Below are 16,118 nucleotides of genomic sequence, written 5' to 3'. Positions count from 1 at the left end.
TTCTCCCCCGATATGATTTTGTTATTAGTCAGTTGTCAGTTGTCAGTGGTTATTTTTTTATTTACTGTCACCTGTCACCTGTTCCCTGTCACCTAATCTGTAACTGTTACGCCCATGTTTTTAGCAGTTCCTTCCACAATATTCATGGCTGCATCAATATCATTGGCGTTGAGGTCAGGAAGTTTAGTTTGAGCAATTTCGCGTAATTGCGTTCTGCTAATGCTACCAACTTTCTTTTTGTTGGGTTCATTTGAGCCTCTTTCAATCTTCGCTGCCTTGCGAATCAACACTGATGCTGGTGGAGTTTTGAGGACAAATGTAAAACTTCTATCTTCATAAACAGAAATTTCTACAGGTATGACCATCCCAGCTTGGTCTGCTGTTTTGGCATTGTACTCTTTGCAGAACATCATGATGTTAACACCATGTTGACCCAACGCAGGACCAACTGGCGGTGCTGGGTTGGCTTTCCCAGCATTCAGGGCCAACTTAATGACCGCTACTACTTTCTTCGCCATTTGTATTTAGCTCTGTTTTTTAACCTGATTAAATTCCAATTCTACTGGTGTATCTCTTCCAAAGATCGAGAGTAGAGCTTTTAGTTTACTCCTTTCTGGGGAAACTTCAATCACCTCACCTTCAAAATCCTTAAATGGACCAGAAAGCACAACTATCTTATCACCTGAAGCCATATCAATTTTGACTACTGGCTCTTGTTCCAAGGCTTGTTTGAATATGCGTTCAACTTCCGAAGGATTTAGGGGAACTGGCTTAACGTGACCACGACCTCTGCCGCTACCACGCTTTTGCTCTGCACCCACAAAGTTAATCACATGAGAGGTGTTTCTTACCACTTGCCATGTATCATCACTCATTACCATTCGGACTAGCACATAACCAGGGAAAACCTTTTCTTCTGAAGGTAACCGCTTACCATCCTTACGGATTTTCACCGTTGGGGTGTGGGGAATTTCCACTTGGATGATTTTGTCAGCGACATCAAAAGTTTGGATACGTTGCTCTAAATTTGTCTTTACCCGTTTCTCACAGCCAGAGGCTACTTGCACTGCATACCAGCGTGCTTCTTTCATCGCTGTTAAGAGTGTTTCCTCTAACTGCAACTCGGAGTTGCGTGGTTCGTCTGTTGCAGAAGTCATCAGAACACCTGTTTTGCTGCCCAAGCGAACAATCCATCGACCAGATATATCAAAGATGCGGAGAGTGTAACCATTAATAGTACAGCGGCTGATTCACTTACCAACTGTTTCCGACTGGGCCAAATCACTTTCTCAAGTTCTTCCTTTGTACCCTGGAAAAAATTGTTTAAGTTAAACCCATTTTCGGTTTCTGGCATTTCTGCTTCATTTTTTTTGGCCACAGTCGTTATACCCCCGTTTCTTAAGTAGCCTAACCTTGTGATTTTTAAGGTTTACAGCTTCGGTCTCAATGATCTCGCAATAAGAAAGCTACATTTTAAAAAAATTATACCCGAAATAATTGACGTTTTCCGCTGTTTCGGCAGTGACGTTATTGCTTCGGGCAATATTTTTCTTTTTGAGCGCGCCCTGGAGGACTTGAACCCCCGACATCAGGTTTTGGAGACCTGCGTTCTACCAACTGAACTAAGAGCGCACAAGCTTTTCTTTTTACAGTCATCGCGTTGAACTTTTTTAGTTTAACGCAATTTCGATTCTAATTGTAACCTATTTTTTTTCTTTTGGCAAGTTAGCGGCGGATGCCGCTTGCAGACTGGGTTTCGTCTATTAATTCACCATTGAGAATCACAAAGGGCGGTCGAATCTTTGTTTAATGCGGGTTGCCTTACCGACCAGTTTACGTAGGTAGTACAGTTTAGCACGTCTAACTTTACCACGACGTAATACTTTAATACTTTCAACTAGGGGAGAATGAAGCAAAAATACTCGTTCTACACCCACACCTTGGAAAACTTTGCGGACTGTGATAGTTTCGTTGATGCCGCCATTGCGTCTAGCTATAACTACACCTTCGTAAGGTTGCACACGGAACTTAGTGCCTTCCTGAATTTTAACTCCGACTTTGACTGTATCACCGACATAGATTTCGGGTAAATCAGATTTCATCTGTTCCGCTTCAATTGAGCGGATAATCTCTTGGGCGTTCATTACTTTTCTGTTTTTTGAAAAAACTCACAATCGTTAATTATAAATCTATAATCGCTTGAGAGTCTAGAAATTTCACTCATTATAAATAAAAACTACTCACAAATTCAAAATTAAGAATTAAAAAACTCTTGTCTGTTCCCTGTTCCCTGTTCCCTGTTCCCTGTTGTAAAATAGACAGTGTAAGGATTCAGGGGGAACCAGGTAACTGGTCATAAACGCCTATAGAGACTATCTTTGGCAATGTTCAAGGTTTGAAGTCCAGCCAGCTAAAACAACTCCAGCGGCTGTACCACCAGCGGATATCAGGTGATTGTATTACTACAACTGATTTTGCTCAACGTCTGGCAGCAGTCAGTACGGAAATCAATCAACCTGTTTGTGTTTACATTAATCGTCGCGGACAGGTAATTCGGGTTGGTGTCGGTACTCCGCGTCAAACTCAAATTCCGCCCCTAGAACTGCCCCGTTACGGAGCAGAACGTCTCAGCGGTATTCGTTGTTTATCCACCAATCTTAAGTCAGAACCACCAAATGAAGCAGCCTTGACGGCAATGGCTTTACAAAGATTGGATGCTTTAGTAGTTTTAAATATTACTGGGGCGGGATTTACAAAGCGTGGTGGTGGTTCAACTGGGTATGTAAAAGAAGCGTATTTAGCCCATCTGGTAGCCAATAGTAGACAGTTAGTTACGACTCAATCTTCTGATATGAGTATTTCCGATGCTGTGATGTATTCTCATGTATCACCGCCTCTGAGTTTAGATGCTTTAGCCGACCAGGATTTTCTCAACTTAGTGGAAGGTTTAGAAGAGGAATTTAGTCGGGAGTTTGTTGGTCAAGAAGTAGATGCTGATCATGATCGAGTGCTAATTGTTGGGGTATTAACGGAAAATACTAATCCACAACAATTCCAGGACATCATTGTGGAATTGACCCGTTTAGTGGATACGGCTGGTGGTACTGTATTACAGGTATTACAACAAAAGCGATCGCGCATTCATCCCCAAACAGTGATTGGTGAAGGTAAAGTCCAGGAAGCTGCTCTCACAGCGCAAACTCTGGGTGCTAACTTGGTAGTATTTGATCGTGATCTTTCACCCTCCCAAGTTCGCAATTTAGAAGCGCAAATTGGTGTTAGGGTAGTTGACCGTACCGAAGTAATTTTAGATATTTTTGCCCAACGCGCTCAATCTGGTGCAGGTAAATTACAGGTAGAATTGGCACAGTTAGAGTATATGATGCCACGACTCGCTGGTAGAGGTCAATCCATGTCCAGATTAGGGGGTGGTATTGGGACAAGAGGACCTGGTGAAACCAAACTAGAAACAGAACGCCGAGCCATTCAAAAACGCATTTCTCGACTCCAACAAGAAGTTAATCAATTACAAGCGCATCGTTGCCGGTTACGTCAACGGCGACAACATCGAGAAGTTCCTTCGGTGGCTTTGGTGGGTTATACTAATGCAGGTAAATCTACCTTACTTAACGCCCTCACCAACTCAGAAGTATACACGGCTGACCAATTGTTTGCCACCCTTGACCCCACAACACGGCGGTTAATGCTTCCCCATGCGGAAACCGGCGCACCCCAGGAAACTTTGATGACGGATACTGTAGGGTTTATTCATGAATTACCTGCATCTTTAATGGATGCTTTTCGGGCAACGTTAGAGGAGGTAACAGAAGCGGATGCTTTATTGCATTTAGTAGATTTATCTCATCCGGCTTGGTTAAGTCATATTCGCTCAGTGCGGGATATACTGGCGCAAATGCCAATTACACCAGGACCTGCGCTAGTGGCTTTTAATAAAATTGATCAGGTTAGCAGTGAAACACTAGCTTTAGCTAGGGAAGAGTTTCCTTTAGCAGTATTTATTTCTGCTAGTCAGCGGTTAGGAATGGAAACTCTGCGTCAGCGTTTATCTCTATTGATTGAGTACGCTGTTGGTGATGATTGATGATTTCCAGATCCCTGGCTTCTTGGAGAAGTCGGGGATCTAAGCTTATTATAATTGGTTACAAGATAATGATTACTACTGTTGAGCGTCGTTATAGTTTAGATGAATATCGCGCTATTGAAGAAAAAGCTGAAGAACGCAGTGAATATCGTGATGGAGAAATTGTGCCAATGTCAGGAGGATCACTCAATCATAGTCGTATAGGGGGCAATATTTTTGCATTTCTCAAGTTTATTTTGCGTGATAGTAAATGTGAGCCAATTAATAGTGATTTGAGGTTATGGATTCCTGAATATAAACGCGGAGTATATCCAGATGTAATGGTTTTTGCAGATGAACCGCAACTAAATGATAACCGCAATGATGAAGTTTTAAATCCCATTTTAATTGTAGAAGTATTATCACCTTCAACCGCTGATTATGACCGACAAAGCAAGTTTCGGATGTATCGTTCAATTAGCAGTTTTTGTGAATATTTATTAGTTGAACAAGATGAAATTTTTATAGAAAAATATAGCAAACAGTCTCAAGGTTGGTTATTGAGTGATTTTAATGATTTAGAAAAATCCATTTCTTTGGAGTCTGTTGGGGTTGATTTACCGATATCGGAAATTTATCGCGGTGTTGTTTTTGGGTAATCTGAATCAGGAATAATAACCTGATAATTCACCGTTAAGAAGGGAAAAGAAAAAGAAGGGTAGAGGGCAAAAGAGCAAGAGTATAAAGAGCTACAAAGTCCTCGCCGCACCACTACATACAACCCGAAAACCAACATGGTAGCGGCTGTCGTCGAGCTTCCAGTGGCCGCGAAAAGCAGAACGGCAAGTAACAGGATCGCTGTGCCACGAACCACCGCGCACCAGCTTACGGTTTCCGATTCGACTATTCCAAGCACTTCCATCTGTAGGCGCGTTTATATAATCATCATGCCAGTCATCTTCACACCATTCATATACATTGCCGTGCATATCGTACAAACCAAAAGCGTTAGGGGGAAAAGTTCCTACATCTGTGGTTTGTTGGCGATATTTGCCTTTTGGTGAGGACTTGTAGGAATAATTGCCATCGTAATTAACTAAATCTGTGGTGATGTTGTCACCAAAGTAAAATGGCGTTTTTGTCCCGGCTCTACAAGCATACTCCCATTCACCTTCACTGGGCAATCTGTAGTTTTTTCCTGTCTTTTGACTAAGCTTTTGACAGAATGTAACTGCATCGTCCCAACTGACATTTTCAACTGGGCGGTTGTTGTCCTTGAAGTAAGAGGGGTTATTCCCCATGATCGCTTGATATTGTGCCTGTGTCAATTGATATTTTCCCATAAAGAAACTGGGAACTGTCACTTGATGTTGGGGACTTTGCGAACTAATTCTTTCCGCTTCATTTTCCGGTGAACCCATGAGAAAAGTTCCTCCGGGTATAGCTATCATTTCTAACTTAATCCCTTTTCCCAAATCTTCGGTAAATGATGATTGAGGATGTATATTTAAGTTCGTATTTGCTGGTGGTGGGGTGGGAATAACTATTGTTTTTTGATTTGCTAATGCAGTTAAAACTTCTGTGGCTGATTGATAACGTTTAGCAGGAATATCCTGTAACATTGTTTCTAATACATCTATTAATTCCTGACTTAAAGAAACATATTTCCGCCATTGCCATTCCATTCTGTTAGTATCGAACAACTGATCTGAACCATCGGACTTTTGAAAATGTCCTGTCAATAATCGGACGCAGGTAACAGCTAAACTATAGAGATCACTATTATGGTAAGCCATACCCCGAAACTGTTCTGGGGGTGCATATCCAGGAGTACCTATTTTAGTTCCAATTCTGGTTAAAATACTGCCGCTTGTTTCTTTGGAAACGCCAAAATCAATCAGGAATAATTTACCGTTTTTGCTTCTAATAATATTTTCTGGTTTGATGTCTCGATGAATGACTTTGTTATCATGGATAAATTGTAAAACAGGTAATAATTCTATTAAGATATTTCTGATTTGCGGTTCGTTTAATGTGCCTTGATTTTGAAATTCTTGTAATAGGTTTTGACCATCAATAAAGTCTTGGACTAAATAAAGCCGACTATCTTGAGAAAAGAAGGCTTCTAAGTCTGGAATTTGGGGATGTTTTCCTAGTTCTTGCAGTCTTTTGGCTTCTTGTTGAAATAATTCGGTGGCTTTTTGTAATGCGGCGCTTCCTGCTTGTTGGGGTAAGAATTGTTTGATAACGCAGGGTGTATTTAATCTTTTTTCATCTACTGCTTGAAATGTTGGCTCTTGCGTCTCTTTTATGGTGATTGAGGATTGATGATAACAAAACCCTTACGGGACAAGGGTTATAAACAATTATTTCCATATTTTCAATGAAATGCCTACACAATAGGGCTTTCAATGATTTTGAACCAGGTTTTCCATAAAAATAACCGAAGAACCGAAATGTTCTGCCAAAACCACCTTCACCGAGAAATTTAATGGGACGATAGCGATTATCTAAAAGGATTTTATCGCCGCATTCTTGACAAAAGTTAGTACCTTGGGGATTTTGATAAATACAGGCGGGGTTAAGGCATTGGCTCATGGTAGATGGTGGGTATTTCTAGGGATGCTTATACTATACTAAGATAGTTCTACCAGTAGCTAGGTTTAAGACAACCGCCAGCCAGGGAATAAATTCCCTGTCTAATAGCTGAAGTCCGTTAAAACGGACTAGGATCTTTTTTAAGTGTTTAGTCATCTTCAGATGACTTTTGCTATTAGACTGGGAATTCATTCCCAGTCGGGCTAAATTTTCATCAAGGACAGTTCAATATAGTCCTCTCTAGGCTGTTTAATACTGACTTCTACACCTGGTCCAAAATACTTAGTCATTTTTTCCTGCTTTTGCTGCCAGGTATCAAAGGTGATTAGTGGTGAATCAAATTCTAGAATTAATGTATAAGCGCCATTGATTTCGGTTTCTCGTAAACCTGTTACTATTGGTCTTGCGTCATCGGTGGGACTTAAACCTAGATAGGCTAGGGCTACATCTAAATGAGCTTTTTGCCCATAACAGTTGCGGGTGATGTCTTTGCGGATTTTGGTCTGTGTAACTGTTGCTTGTTGCTTTCTGAGTTCTAGGATGGATGGTGTGCTAGTTTGGCTGAAAGGTACAGGTTTAAGTTCATTGGCTTTTAGGGCTAAACCTCCCAGTAATAGGGGAAATCCATAGAAAAATCCCACTAGATTGAGGGTGGCATTATCTACAAAGTAGGCAACAAAACCTGTTATGGTGAGTATAGTACCTATTGTTAAGCCAAGTGTTCCTAAAGAAATTCTGCCGAGCATAATTTGAGATTAGTATAATTTATTTTCATCTTTTATTATCATCGCTAATTGGTGACAAATTGGGAAAGGGGATATGGAGATTTTTACTTTTTGCGTTAACTTTAGATTTGAAGTGTTTCAAAATAGGAAGCAAAAAAATGGATATTCAGACAATTAAAGACCGAATTAGCACTGTTCAAGATAAACGTGAGCGGTTGCTGAGTTTATTGGAACAACCCAATCTAGGAACTTTAAGAGTTGATGTGAATCAAGCTTTGGAAGAATTAGATGATTTAATTGATGAGTTTAAACGGACTATTCCTGAAACGAGAAATAATTAACCTAAGTTGTTAGTTATGTCAATTTAGGCAGGAAAAAAGGTAATTGATAATTAGGCGTTGCTGATTTTAGGGATGAAAATAATTTTGCATACGTTCAAGACTCTTGTAGAGACGTTCCATGGAACGTCTCTACCTCCAAAAATCATACGCCAATTCAGCAACGCCGATAATTACAATACCTTTGACAAATTGGGCGTTGCTGAATTGAGGTATGAAATTGGAAAATCAAAAAAATGAAACTCTTACTCTCTGAGACTCTGCGCCTCTGCGTGAAATAAAATCATACTCTTAATCAGCAACGCCTAAATTTCATGCTGTTATTAATGAATCGTTTCTGGGCGCAGACCCTGCGCCCCTACTTTCTGAATTTTTCATGGTCAGAATCTACTAGTACCGCAAGGCGGAAGTCAAAAGTCAAAAGTCAAAATGAAGACAGTATAGGCTTTTGGAGGATTTAGAATGGTTGGTTTATTTACGCCGTTTTGTACTAGTAGTTGGTCAAATTTATTTTGACGAGTAAGTAGTGAGACAGAATTAATTAAGTAGGTGAACACAATAAAACCAAACTGTGTAAAGAAATGTAAAATCGCCCAAACCCTCTTCACTCTTGCCTCTTGCCTTTTGCCTTTTGCCTTGCCATAACGACAATTTTCAACACCAACCTACTTACACAATGTCATTGCGTTAGCGTAGCGTTAGCGTAGCGTTAGCGTAGCGTTAGCTATATGGAACGAAGTTAAATGAAGCAATTCCAAGGGTTGTGATTGCTTCCCTTCGCTCGCAATGACTGTAAATATTTTTGTCCAATTACTTAATGATCGGAAAAAACTTCTGTTCTTCCCTCCCTTGCCCTCAGTGCCTCTCTTCTCCCCCTGCTTGCCTTCACCCGTCATTTTCGGGTTGACAGACTACTAAAGAGGTTTGCAGAGGGGTTTATTAATACATTAAAAACTTTTAAAACATCCTCTTAACCCAATCTACAAGGAAGATTAAGCAGAGTGCAATCTTTCTTCAAAAAATGAAGAATACCCAAGTTTGTTGCCTAATTTTCTGACTAAGGTAATGAGTTCTTTTGTGGGAATATCTTTTGTGCAAACTTTATCAAATTGATATTTAATTTTATGGTTATGAAAATATGATTCATCTATTGAGGAATAAGCCAAAATTTGAGTATTTGGAGATATAGCTTTAATGTAATTAGATGCTGACCAACCATCCATAATCGGCATTTGTAAATCGAGAATAATCACATGAGGTTGATGGCATTTAACCATGTTTATAGCTTCTTGACCATTACTAGCTAAACCAACAACTTGAATATTTTCTTGAATAGAAAAAATTAGTTGCAGACTTAAACGAGTGAGTTCATGATCATCAACTACAAGAAGGCGCAATTTAGAAGGCTCTTTGGACAACATTAACATTCCCAAAAGATAATAAATATGTATGACTATAGTTTATGAATGCGAGTTCTAAATTTACTCTGTCTGATGAGTGAATTTTGGGGGCTAAAAGGTGAATTTTATGCAAATTTTGCATAACACTGATGTAGTAGATGCACCGATTAGGAAACTGGCATAGAATGATCGGACATTATGTTTAAAATATGTTATTTGGGGTTTACAAAAGAAGGGAACTCTTAACTGGGAACAGGGAGCAAATAAGAAACACTCATTTGCTGAGTTTAAAGCTCAGTCAAAAAAAGGATGTTTTTAAAAGATGCGTAGCACGAAAAAAACAGTGTCATTATTTCAATCTCATGTTTTTAAACATGAGTTTTTCCTGTTCCCTCCGAATAAAAAGGTCTTTTTGTGATAGCGCAGTGTGACGTAAGTAGGTGAACACAATAAAACCAAACTGTGTAAAGAAACGTAAAATCACTGAAAACTTCTTTACTCTTGCCTCTTGCCTCTTGCCTTGCTATAACGACAATTTTCAACGCCAACCTACTTAAGTCAAGGGAAAGATGAAGAATTGACAAAAGGGTATGTAAATTCAGATATGCTTAAGCCATGCTTACGCTATGAGAATTTGAGGTGATGATTCACTTTTGCTGCAACTATTGAGAGTCTAATTTATGCCGGCGGAACGTAAAGCCATAGACATAATTGTTTTTTGAGAATTGGCTTCTGGACAGTTATCACCTGGGCATCTTTGGATATAATTGCCATCAGGTTGTAATTCCCAGACATGACGATTATCTGCTAACATAATCCCTAAGATTTCTTGTAAATCTTTGGCAATTTCTTGGTCTTTGATGGGGGTAATAACTTCGACGCGACGATCTAAATTACGCCGCATCCAATCTGCGCTGCCGATATATATTTCTTCTTGGTTATGATTGTAGAAGTAATATATGCGGGAGTGTTCTAAAAAGCGGCCAATAATGCTGATAACGCGAATGTTGTCGCTGAGATTTGGTAGTCCGGGACGCAAACAACATATTCCCCGAATAATTAGATCAATTTGAACTCCAGCGCGGGATGCTTCGTACAGGGCAGAAATTATTTGTGGGTCAACTAGGGCGTTCATTTTGGCGACTATGCGACCGGAAAATCCGTTTTGCACATTGTCAATTTCGCGTTTAATTAATTCGAGAAAGCGATCGCGCATATTCACAGGCGCTACCATAATTTCTCGATAGGATTTTTGGCGAGAGTAGCCTGTTAAGAAGTTAAACACATCTGTTAAATCTGCGCCTAATTCTTCTCGACAACTAAATAAGCCTAAATCTGTATAGAGTCGTGCGGTTTTGGGGTTGTAATTCCCAGTCCCAATGTGTACATAACGGCGCATTCTGTCTTTTTCTCGTCGCACTACCAAGACGATTTTGCTATGGGTTTTCAAACCGACTAAACCATAGACAACATGAACACCAACTCTTTCTAAACGTCTTGCCCAATAAATGTTATTCTCTTCATCAAACCGGGCTTTTAATTCGACTAATACGGAAACTTGTTTACCATTTTCTGCTGCTGCAATTAAAGCATTAACTATGGGTGAGTCTCCAGAAGTCCGGTAGAGAGTCATCTTGATGGCTAGGACGTTGGGATCATGGGCGGCACTAGTAATAAAGCGCACTACTGTCCCGGAGAAAGATTGATAGGGATGATGAACTAGCAAATCTTTTTCTCGAATTATGGAAAAGAAGTCTTTTCCTTCTTCTTGTTCAAGAACGTCAGTATCAATACAGGGTTCTCTGAGCCGTTGTAAGCGGGAAGGAACGACGGATTGACGGGGGGGATCTTTAAGTTCTGGTAGTGGTAGTGCCAGAAAGTACATTAAATCCCGCAGTGCCAACAGACCATCAACTTCATAAATGTCGCTGTTGGTGAGTCGTAAATCTTCTAAGAGACGGGAACGCACTGATGCAGGGGTTTGGGAGCGAATTTCTAACCTGACGGTATTCCCCCCCATGCGGCGTTTGCGAAGTTCCTGTTCAATGGCTAATAACAGGTCGTCGGCTTCATCTTCCTCTAATTCTAGATCAGCGTCGCGGGTAATGCGGAATGGGTGATATTCTTGGATACTCATGCCTGGAAAGAGAGATTCTAGGTTATGAGCGATCGCTTGTTCTAAGGGAATCCCTGACCAGTTAGCAATTTTCCCATTGTCTTGAACTCTCAACTCTAGGGGTAATGGCAAAAATCTTGGTAAGACTTGAGGAACTTTAACTCTGGCAAAAAACTCCTCTTCTGTATCAGGATTTTTGACCACCACTGCTAGATTTAAACTGAGATTAGAAATGTGAGGAAAGGGATGACTAGGATCAACAGCAAGAGGAGTCAGAACTGGAAAAATCTGCTCTTCAAAATAGTTATCTAGATAACTTCGCTGTTTGGGATTCAATTCTATGTAATCCAGAATATAGATTCCCTGCTGGACTAACAGTGGTCGCAGCACTTCCTCAAATTCCGCATTGTGCTTTTTGAGTTGGGGATTCAAATGCAAACGAATATCATCTAGTTGTTTCTGTGGTGTCCGGCCATCAGGAGTTAATAAATTAACAGTGGCTTCTACCTGTTGCTTTAAACCTGCCACTCGTACCATAAAGAACTCATCCAAATTGGAACTAAAAATGGCTAAAAATTTCAGCCTTTCCAATAGAGGAGTTCTGGGATCACAAGCCTCATGTAAGACCCGACTATTAAATTCTAGCCAACTTAACTCACGGTTGATGTAGTATTGTGGATCACTCAAATTCATGGAAGCAGAATTTTTTTTTGGTTTCGCCATAATCACCTAGAGATAGGTAGACATCGTCTATAGAGCGTGAATATCAATATCTTAATTGCTACTGCATAGATTTTTACACTTCTTGATCTAGAAACCTGATTAAGTTGGCAATTTGATATTCTTATGTATAAAAAAATAATTATTTTTAGATAAAATTTCTCAGTTTCAGTGTTTTAATCAAAACCGAGTGACTGATTGAATAACATCAAGCAAGGATGGGAATTATGAAATCATAAGTAATGGGACAGAATTAATTACACAATTGATTTTTCTGTTCCCTGTTCCCAGTTAAGAGTTCCCTCTCTCAACGAGTGAATTTAATTTTGTCCGACTACTTATTCAGCTTATTTTATAAAGTAGATGCCGAAAACCCTTGAAGATGCGTTCTCGTCGACTATCCTCCAGAGGATGAGGTTCTTTGGGTTTAGCAGTGATCATAGGTGTCAACTTAACGCAAAACCGACAACCCAACTGGGAATTAATTCCCAGTCTAATAGCAAAAGTCATCTCAAGATGACTAAATAACCGTAAAATTTTTAAATTCTTTAGTAAACTTCAGTTTACTTTGGCTATTAGACCGGAACTTAAGTTCCGGGCGGGTTTGGATGCTAAACAAATAAGCTATTTGTAGCCTAAGTTGACACCAATGAGCAGTGCTAAACCCCTACAAATCTGTGGTTTTCGTGATTTTACAAAAGTCCATGTCTCAACCGTTTTTAGTATAATAAATAACTGAGTTTCCAATTTTTCTGTAGTGAACTCGCGTACTCACTCACCGGAGGTACTTAGGCTCATAAGTAATTGGACAAAAATATTTACAGTCATTGCGAGCGAAGGGAAGCAATCACAACCCTTGCGATTGCTTCATTTCACTTCGTTCCATATGGCTAACGCAACGCTTACGCAATGACATTGTGTAATTAATTCTGTATCACTACTTACTATATTGAGTGGAAGAATTGCCGATCTTAGAGATATTGTTAAAATAGCCGTATAACACTATCTTGCTAAAAATTTACAGCACTTCCTGCTGTTATGAGGTACAAAGTTTCATCGCCAATCCTGTAGGGGCGCAGGGTCTGCGCCCTTAATTGTATTGCATTCAACCTGCAACTGCTGTATATGATCTCCCAACAAATTGAAGACCAATCTCAACAACTTGAGTCACGAGTTGCAACCTTAGAAACAGAATTAGCACAAATGAGACAAATGCTATCTGTATTAGTTCCTAACAAAACTCCTTGGTGGCTGAAAATTGCTGGTAGCTTTGAAAACGATCCTCACTTTGAGGAAGTAGTTAAGTTAGGGAAAGAATGGCGTAACTCTGCTGAATAGCTTAATCTCATGTATATTCTTGACACCGATAGCGAAGCGCTGCTGCAAGCAGATAACCTCAGCTTTATCCGGCGTAATGGGCAGGAAGGAAAGCAAATTTTAGCGAGGCTGGCAACCATACAAGAGAACGAAGTGACAGGTTATCAATTTATTCATTTTATGTCTATTTATCTGTTTCAAGCTACTCGTCGCCGGTTGGCAATTTGGTACACGGCTATAACGGCAATTTTACTATTATTATTTGCTAGTGGAGTATATTTATATGTTCGTAGTACATTGGTTGAGCGCATTGACGATACACTATATCATGTGGTGGAAGTTGTCGAGCGCTCTTTGGTAATTGAACCGATAAATTTTCACCCAAATCAACTGCGAATAAATGTAGAAGCTAGTTTTCCTAATAATGCTGAAAGTGCCGAAGATGATCGGATTGATTTAGAGTGGTTTAGTTCTAATGGTGAATTATTATGGTCAACTTTTTCGGAAATATTAGATATTCCTATTCATACTCATCATACAGGTGAAACTGTGCGAATAGAGGGCATGGGAGGATGGGGAGAATCTGCACAGTTATTTAGACAAGTTACGAAAAGGATAGAAAAAGGAAGACAAGTTTTAGGATATTTACGAGTTAGTCATCCTTGGTTTGAGGTGACGAAACCTAGCCGGGAATTAATTTTTGATTTGGCTTTAGGTATTAGTTTAATGCTATTGTCAGTGGCGGCTAGTGGTTGGTTTTTATCGGGTAAGGCGATGGAACCTGTGCGAGAATCTTATCAACGCCTAAAACAATTTACTGCTGATGCTTCTCATGAATTAAGAAGTCCGATTGCTTTAATTCAAACTAATGTTCAAATTGCTTTGGCTGATTTGGATGCAGGGGAAGAAGAAAAAAATACGGTTGAATATAAACAACAATTAAAGGTAGTAGAACGACTTACTCAAAGATTGGGGAAGTTAGTTAACGATTTGCTATTTTTGGCTAGACAAGATAGTGGTATTAGCACGGATTTATTTTCATCTTGTCCTCTTGATGCTTTATTAATGGAAGTTGTAGAAGAACAACAACTGGTAGCTAGAGAAAAACAAATTAATCTGGTTTTGAATTTAGTTGATTCTGCGTTGACAAAAGTTAATCCTGAATTACTAGAAAATTGGTTTACTCTCAGGGGGAATTGGGAGCAATTAGTCAGGTTATTTACAAATTTGATTGGTAATGCTTTGCAATATACTCCACCTCAAGGAGTCATAAAAGTGGAGTTAGAAAGAATAGAGGGGATAAATCGAGTTACAGGAAGGCGTTACACTAATTCTCATTTACAAATAAAAGTTAGTGATACTGGCACTGGTATTCCTGCGGACGCGCTACCAAAATTATTTGACCGCTTTTATCGAGTTGATCCGGCACGAACTCATAGAGGTGGGAAAACCGCTACAGCCACAACTACTGGTTCAGGATTAGGATTAGCGATCGCTCAAGCCATTATCGAGCATCATCAAGGACAAATTCAAGTAACTAGCAATCTAGGCGAAGGTACTACTTTCACCGTTATTCTGCCAATTTTGTCCCAGGAGTCAGGAGTTCAGGAGTTAGGAGTTAGGAGTTAGGAGTTAGGAGTCAGAAGTCAGGAGTCAGGAGTTAGGAGTTAGGAGTTAGGAGTTAGGAGTTCGGAGTTAGGAGTTCGGAGTTAGGAGTTCGGAGTTCGGAGTTAGGAGGAAGAACGAAGAATAAAATTACCCAATGACCAATGACCACTGACCAATGACCACTGACCAATGACCACTGACCAATGACCACTGACCACTGACCACTGACTAATGACTAATGACTAATGACCATCCTATCTGATTTTGTTAAGCTATCTTAAGCGAAAGCGTTAGCGATAAGATTCCAATATTCGGACTAGAAGGTGGTAGTGTGCCAAAATATATTCGGTTAATTTCGCTTTTAGTGGCAATCAGTTTATGGAGTTTGCCAAAAGCTGCCCATGCTCAGGCATTCATTCCGCATACAGTGCAAGTTGATAATGCTCAGTTAGAGAAACAGGGCTTGAATTTAGCCCAGGAAGCGGCTCAATTAGCTCAGTTTCAGCAAGTTGAAACAGCTTTACTTAGAGCGCAATTGGCGGCGAAATTAGCCCCACAGAATGACAAAGTATGGTGGTTACTGGGAAGTTTACATTTACAAAATCGAGACCTTGATCAAGCTGTCATCTCCTTGAACAAAGCCCAAACCCTCAATCCTAAAAATCCTGAAGTGCTGTTTGCATTGGGTTCAGCCAAATTTCAAAAAAAAGATTACCAAGGAGCTATTAGCCATTATCAAGCGGGTTTGAAATTAAAACCCAATTATTCCGGGGGTTTGTTTGATTTGGGTAATGCTTACTTTATGTTACAGAAATTCCCAGATGCGATCGCTCAATTTAATTTAGCAGTTAACCAAGATAAAAAGTTTTGGCCAGCAATTAACAATATTGGTTTAATCAAATACGAGCAAGGCGACATTCCGGGCGCAATTCAGCAATGGCAAACAGCAGTTAGTATTGACAAAAAAGCCGCAGAACCTTTACTCGCTTTAGCCGTAGCATCCTATAATCAGGGCGATAAACAAAAAAGTTTAGAAATGGGAGTATCCGCACTCCGCATAGATTCCCGTTATGCCAATTTAGATTTTCTCAAAGAAAACCTATGGGGCGATCGCCTACTTGCAGACACCAAAAAATTCTTAGAAATACCAGAAATCAAATCAGCCTCACAGCCAAAGGAGGAAATACCCTAATAGGGGAGTGGGGGGAGTGGGGG

15 protein-coding genes and 1 tRNA gene are annotated in these 16,118 nt (G+C 39.9%); 6 read left to right on the top strand and 10 right to left on the bottom strand.

The window, feature by feature from the left end:
- Positions 1–92 precede the first annotated feature (92 nt).
- The 5 genes from rplK to rplS form a co-directional block, all read right to left on the bottom strand.
- Positions 93–518: a 50S ribosomal protein L11 gene (gene rplK / locus AN486_RS17050; protein ID WP_027404878.1), complete on the bottom strand. Its 426-nt coding sequence runs from the start codon at positions 516–518 to the stop codon at positions 93–95.
- Positions 519–524: 6 nt separating this feature from the next.
- A complete protein-coding gene (gene nusG / locus AN486_RS17045; protein ID WP_027404879.1) occupies positions 525–1,157 on the bottom strand; it encodes a transcription termination/antitermination protein NusG in 633 nt (210 codons plus the stop codon).
- Positions 1,157–1,378 carry a preprotein translocase subunit SecE gene (secE, locus tag AN486_RS17040; protein ID WP_015078220.1) on the bottom strand — a complete coding sequence of 74 codons (222 nt, stop codon included), beginning with the start codon at positions 1,376–1,378 and terminating at the stop codon, positions 1,157–1,159. Before secE ends, nusG begins: the two co-directional genes overlap by 1 nt.
- 181 nt (positions 1,379–1,559) lie before the next feature.
- Positions 1,560–1,632: transfer RNA gene (locus AN486_RS17035), tRNA-Trp, on the bottom strand.
- Between the two features lie 149 nt (positions 1,633–1,781).
- The gene (gene rplS / locus AN486_RS17030; protein WP_039201563.1) at positions 1,782–2,144 is read right to left on the bottom strand and encodes a 50S ribosomal protein L19; all 363 of its coding nucleotides are present in this window, start codon (positions 2,142–2,144) and stop codon (positions 1,782–1,784) included.
- Between the two features lie 221 nt (positions 2,145–2,365).
- On the opposite strand from rplS, the gene hflX reads away from it, so the two are divergent.
- Both hflX and AN486_RS17020 read left to right on the top strand, forming a co-directional pair.
- Positions 2,366–4,102, top strand: coding sequence for a GTPase HflX (gene hflX / locus AN486_RS17025; RefSeq protein WP_290601759.1), 1,737 nt, complete (start codon positions 2,366–2,368; stop codon positions 4,100–4,102).
- 68 nt (positions 4,103–4,170) lie between these two features.
- The gene (locus AN486_RS17020; protein ID WP_290601740.1) at positions 4,171–4,740 is read left to right on the top strand and encodes a Uma2 family endonuclease; all 570 of its coding nucleotides are present in this window, start codon (positions 4,171–4,173) and stop codon (positions 4,738–4,740) included.
- A gap of 90 nt (positions 4,741–4,830) precedes the next feature.
- On the opposite strand, the gene AN486_RS17015 is transcribed toward AN486_RS17020, so the two are convergent.
- The 3 genes from AN486_RS17015 to AN486_RS17005 form a co-directional block, all read right to left on the bottom strand.
- The gene (locus AN486_RS17015) at positions 4,831–6,393 is read right to left on the bottom strand and encodes an SUMF1/EgtB/PvdO family nonheme iron enzyme (protein ID WP_367142450.1); all 1,563 of its coding nucleotides are present in this window, start codon (positions 6,391–6,393) and stop codon (positions 4,831–4,833) included.
- Positions 6,353–6,679 (bottom strand): hypothetical protein, encoded by a 327-nt coding sequence (locus tag AN486_RS17010; RefSeq protein ID WP_290601738.1) that lies wholly within the window; start codon positions 6,677–6,679, stop codon positions 6,353–6,355. The genes AN486_RS17015 and AN486_RS17010 overlap by 41 nt, the downstream gene beginning before the upstream one ends.
- A 203-nt stretch (positions 6,680–6,882) precedes the next feature.
- Positions 6,883–7,425, bottom strand: a complete 543-nt coding sequence (locus AN486_RS17005; protein ID WP_190382486.1) for a DUF2854 domain-containing protein — start codon at positions 7,423–7,425, stop codon at positions 6,883–6,885.
- A 137-nt stretch (positions 7,426–7,562) separates the two neighbouring features.
- On the opposite strand from AN486_RS17005, the gene AN486_RS17000 reads away from it, so the two are divergent.
- A complete protein-coding gene (locus AN486_RS17000; RefSeq protein WP_168467082.1) occupies positions 7,563–7,745 on the top strand; it encodes a hypothetical protein in 183 nt (60 codons plus the stop codon).
- Between the two features lie 989 nt (positions 7,746–8,734).
- Here AN486_RS17000 and AN486_RS16995 read toward each other — a convergent pair.
- Together AN486_RS16995 and ppk1 are read right to left on the bottom strand one after the other, a co-directional pair.
- Positions 8,735–9,169 carry a response regulator transcription factor gene (locus AN486_RS16995; protein WP_290601734.1) on the bottom strand — a complete coding sequence of 145 codons (435 nt, stop codon included), beginning with the start codon at positions 9,167–9,169 and terminating at the stop codon, positions 8,735–8,737.
- Positions 9,170–9,815: 646 nt separating this feature from the next.
- On the bottom strand, positions 9,816–11,981 hold the full coding sequence (ppk1, locus tag AN486_RS16990; RefSeq protein ID WP_290601732.1) for a polyphosphate kinase 1: 2,166 nt from the start codon (positions 11,979–11,981) through the stop codon (positions 9,816–9,818).
- A 1,122-nt stretch (positions 11,982–13,103) separates the two neighbouring features.
- On the opposite strand from ppk1, the gene AN486_RS16985 reads away from it, so the two are divergent.
- From AN486_RS16985 to AN486_RS16975, 3 genes are all read left to right on the top strand, one after another.
- Positions 13,104–13,316, top strand: coding sequence for a hypothetical protein (locus AN486_RS16985; RefSeq protein WP_053537858.1), 213 nt, complete (start codon positions 13,104–13,106; stop codon positions 13,314–13,316).
- Between the two features lie 171 nt (positions 13,317–13,487).
- Positions 13,488–14,924, top strand: coding sequence for a cell wall metabolism sensor histidine kinase WalK (locus AN486_RS16980; RefSeq protein ID WP_053541162.1), 1,437 nt, complete (start codon positions 13,488–13,490; stop codon positions 14,922–14,924).
- Between the two features lie 310 nt (positions 14,925–15,234).
- Positions 15,235–16,095, top strand: coding sequence for a tetratricopeptide repeat protein (locus tag AN486_RS16975; protein ID WP_290601730.1), 861 nt, complete (start codon positions 15,235–15,237; stop codon positions 16,093–16,095).
- Positions 16,096–16,118: the final 23 nt, after the last annotated feature.

Source organism: Anabaena sp. AL93 (assembly GCF_001672085.1).
Lineage (GTDB): Bacteria > Cyanobacteriota > Cyanobacteriia > Cyanobacteriales > Nostocaceae > Dolichospermum > Dolichospermum heterosporum.
Note: the sequence above shows the minus strand (reverse complement) of the source record. Positions and strands in the feature narration are given on the sequence as shown.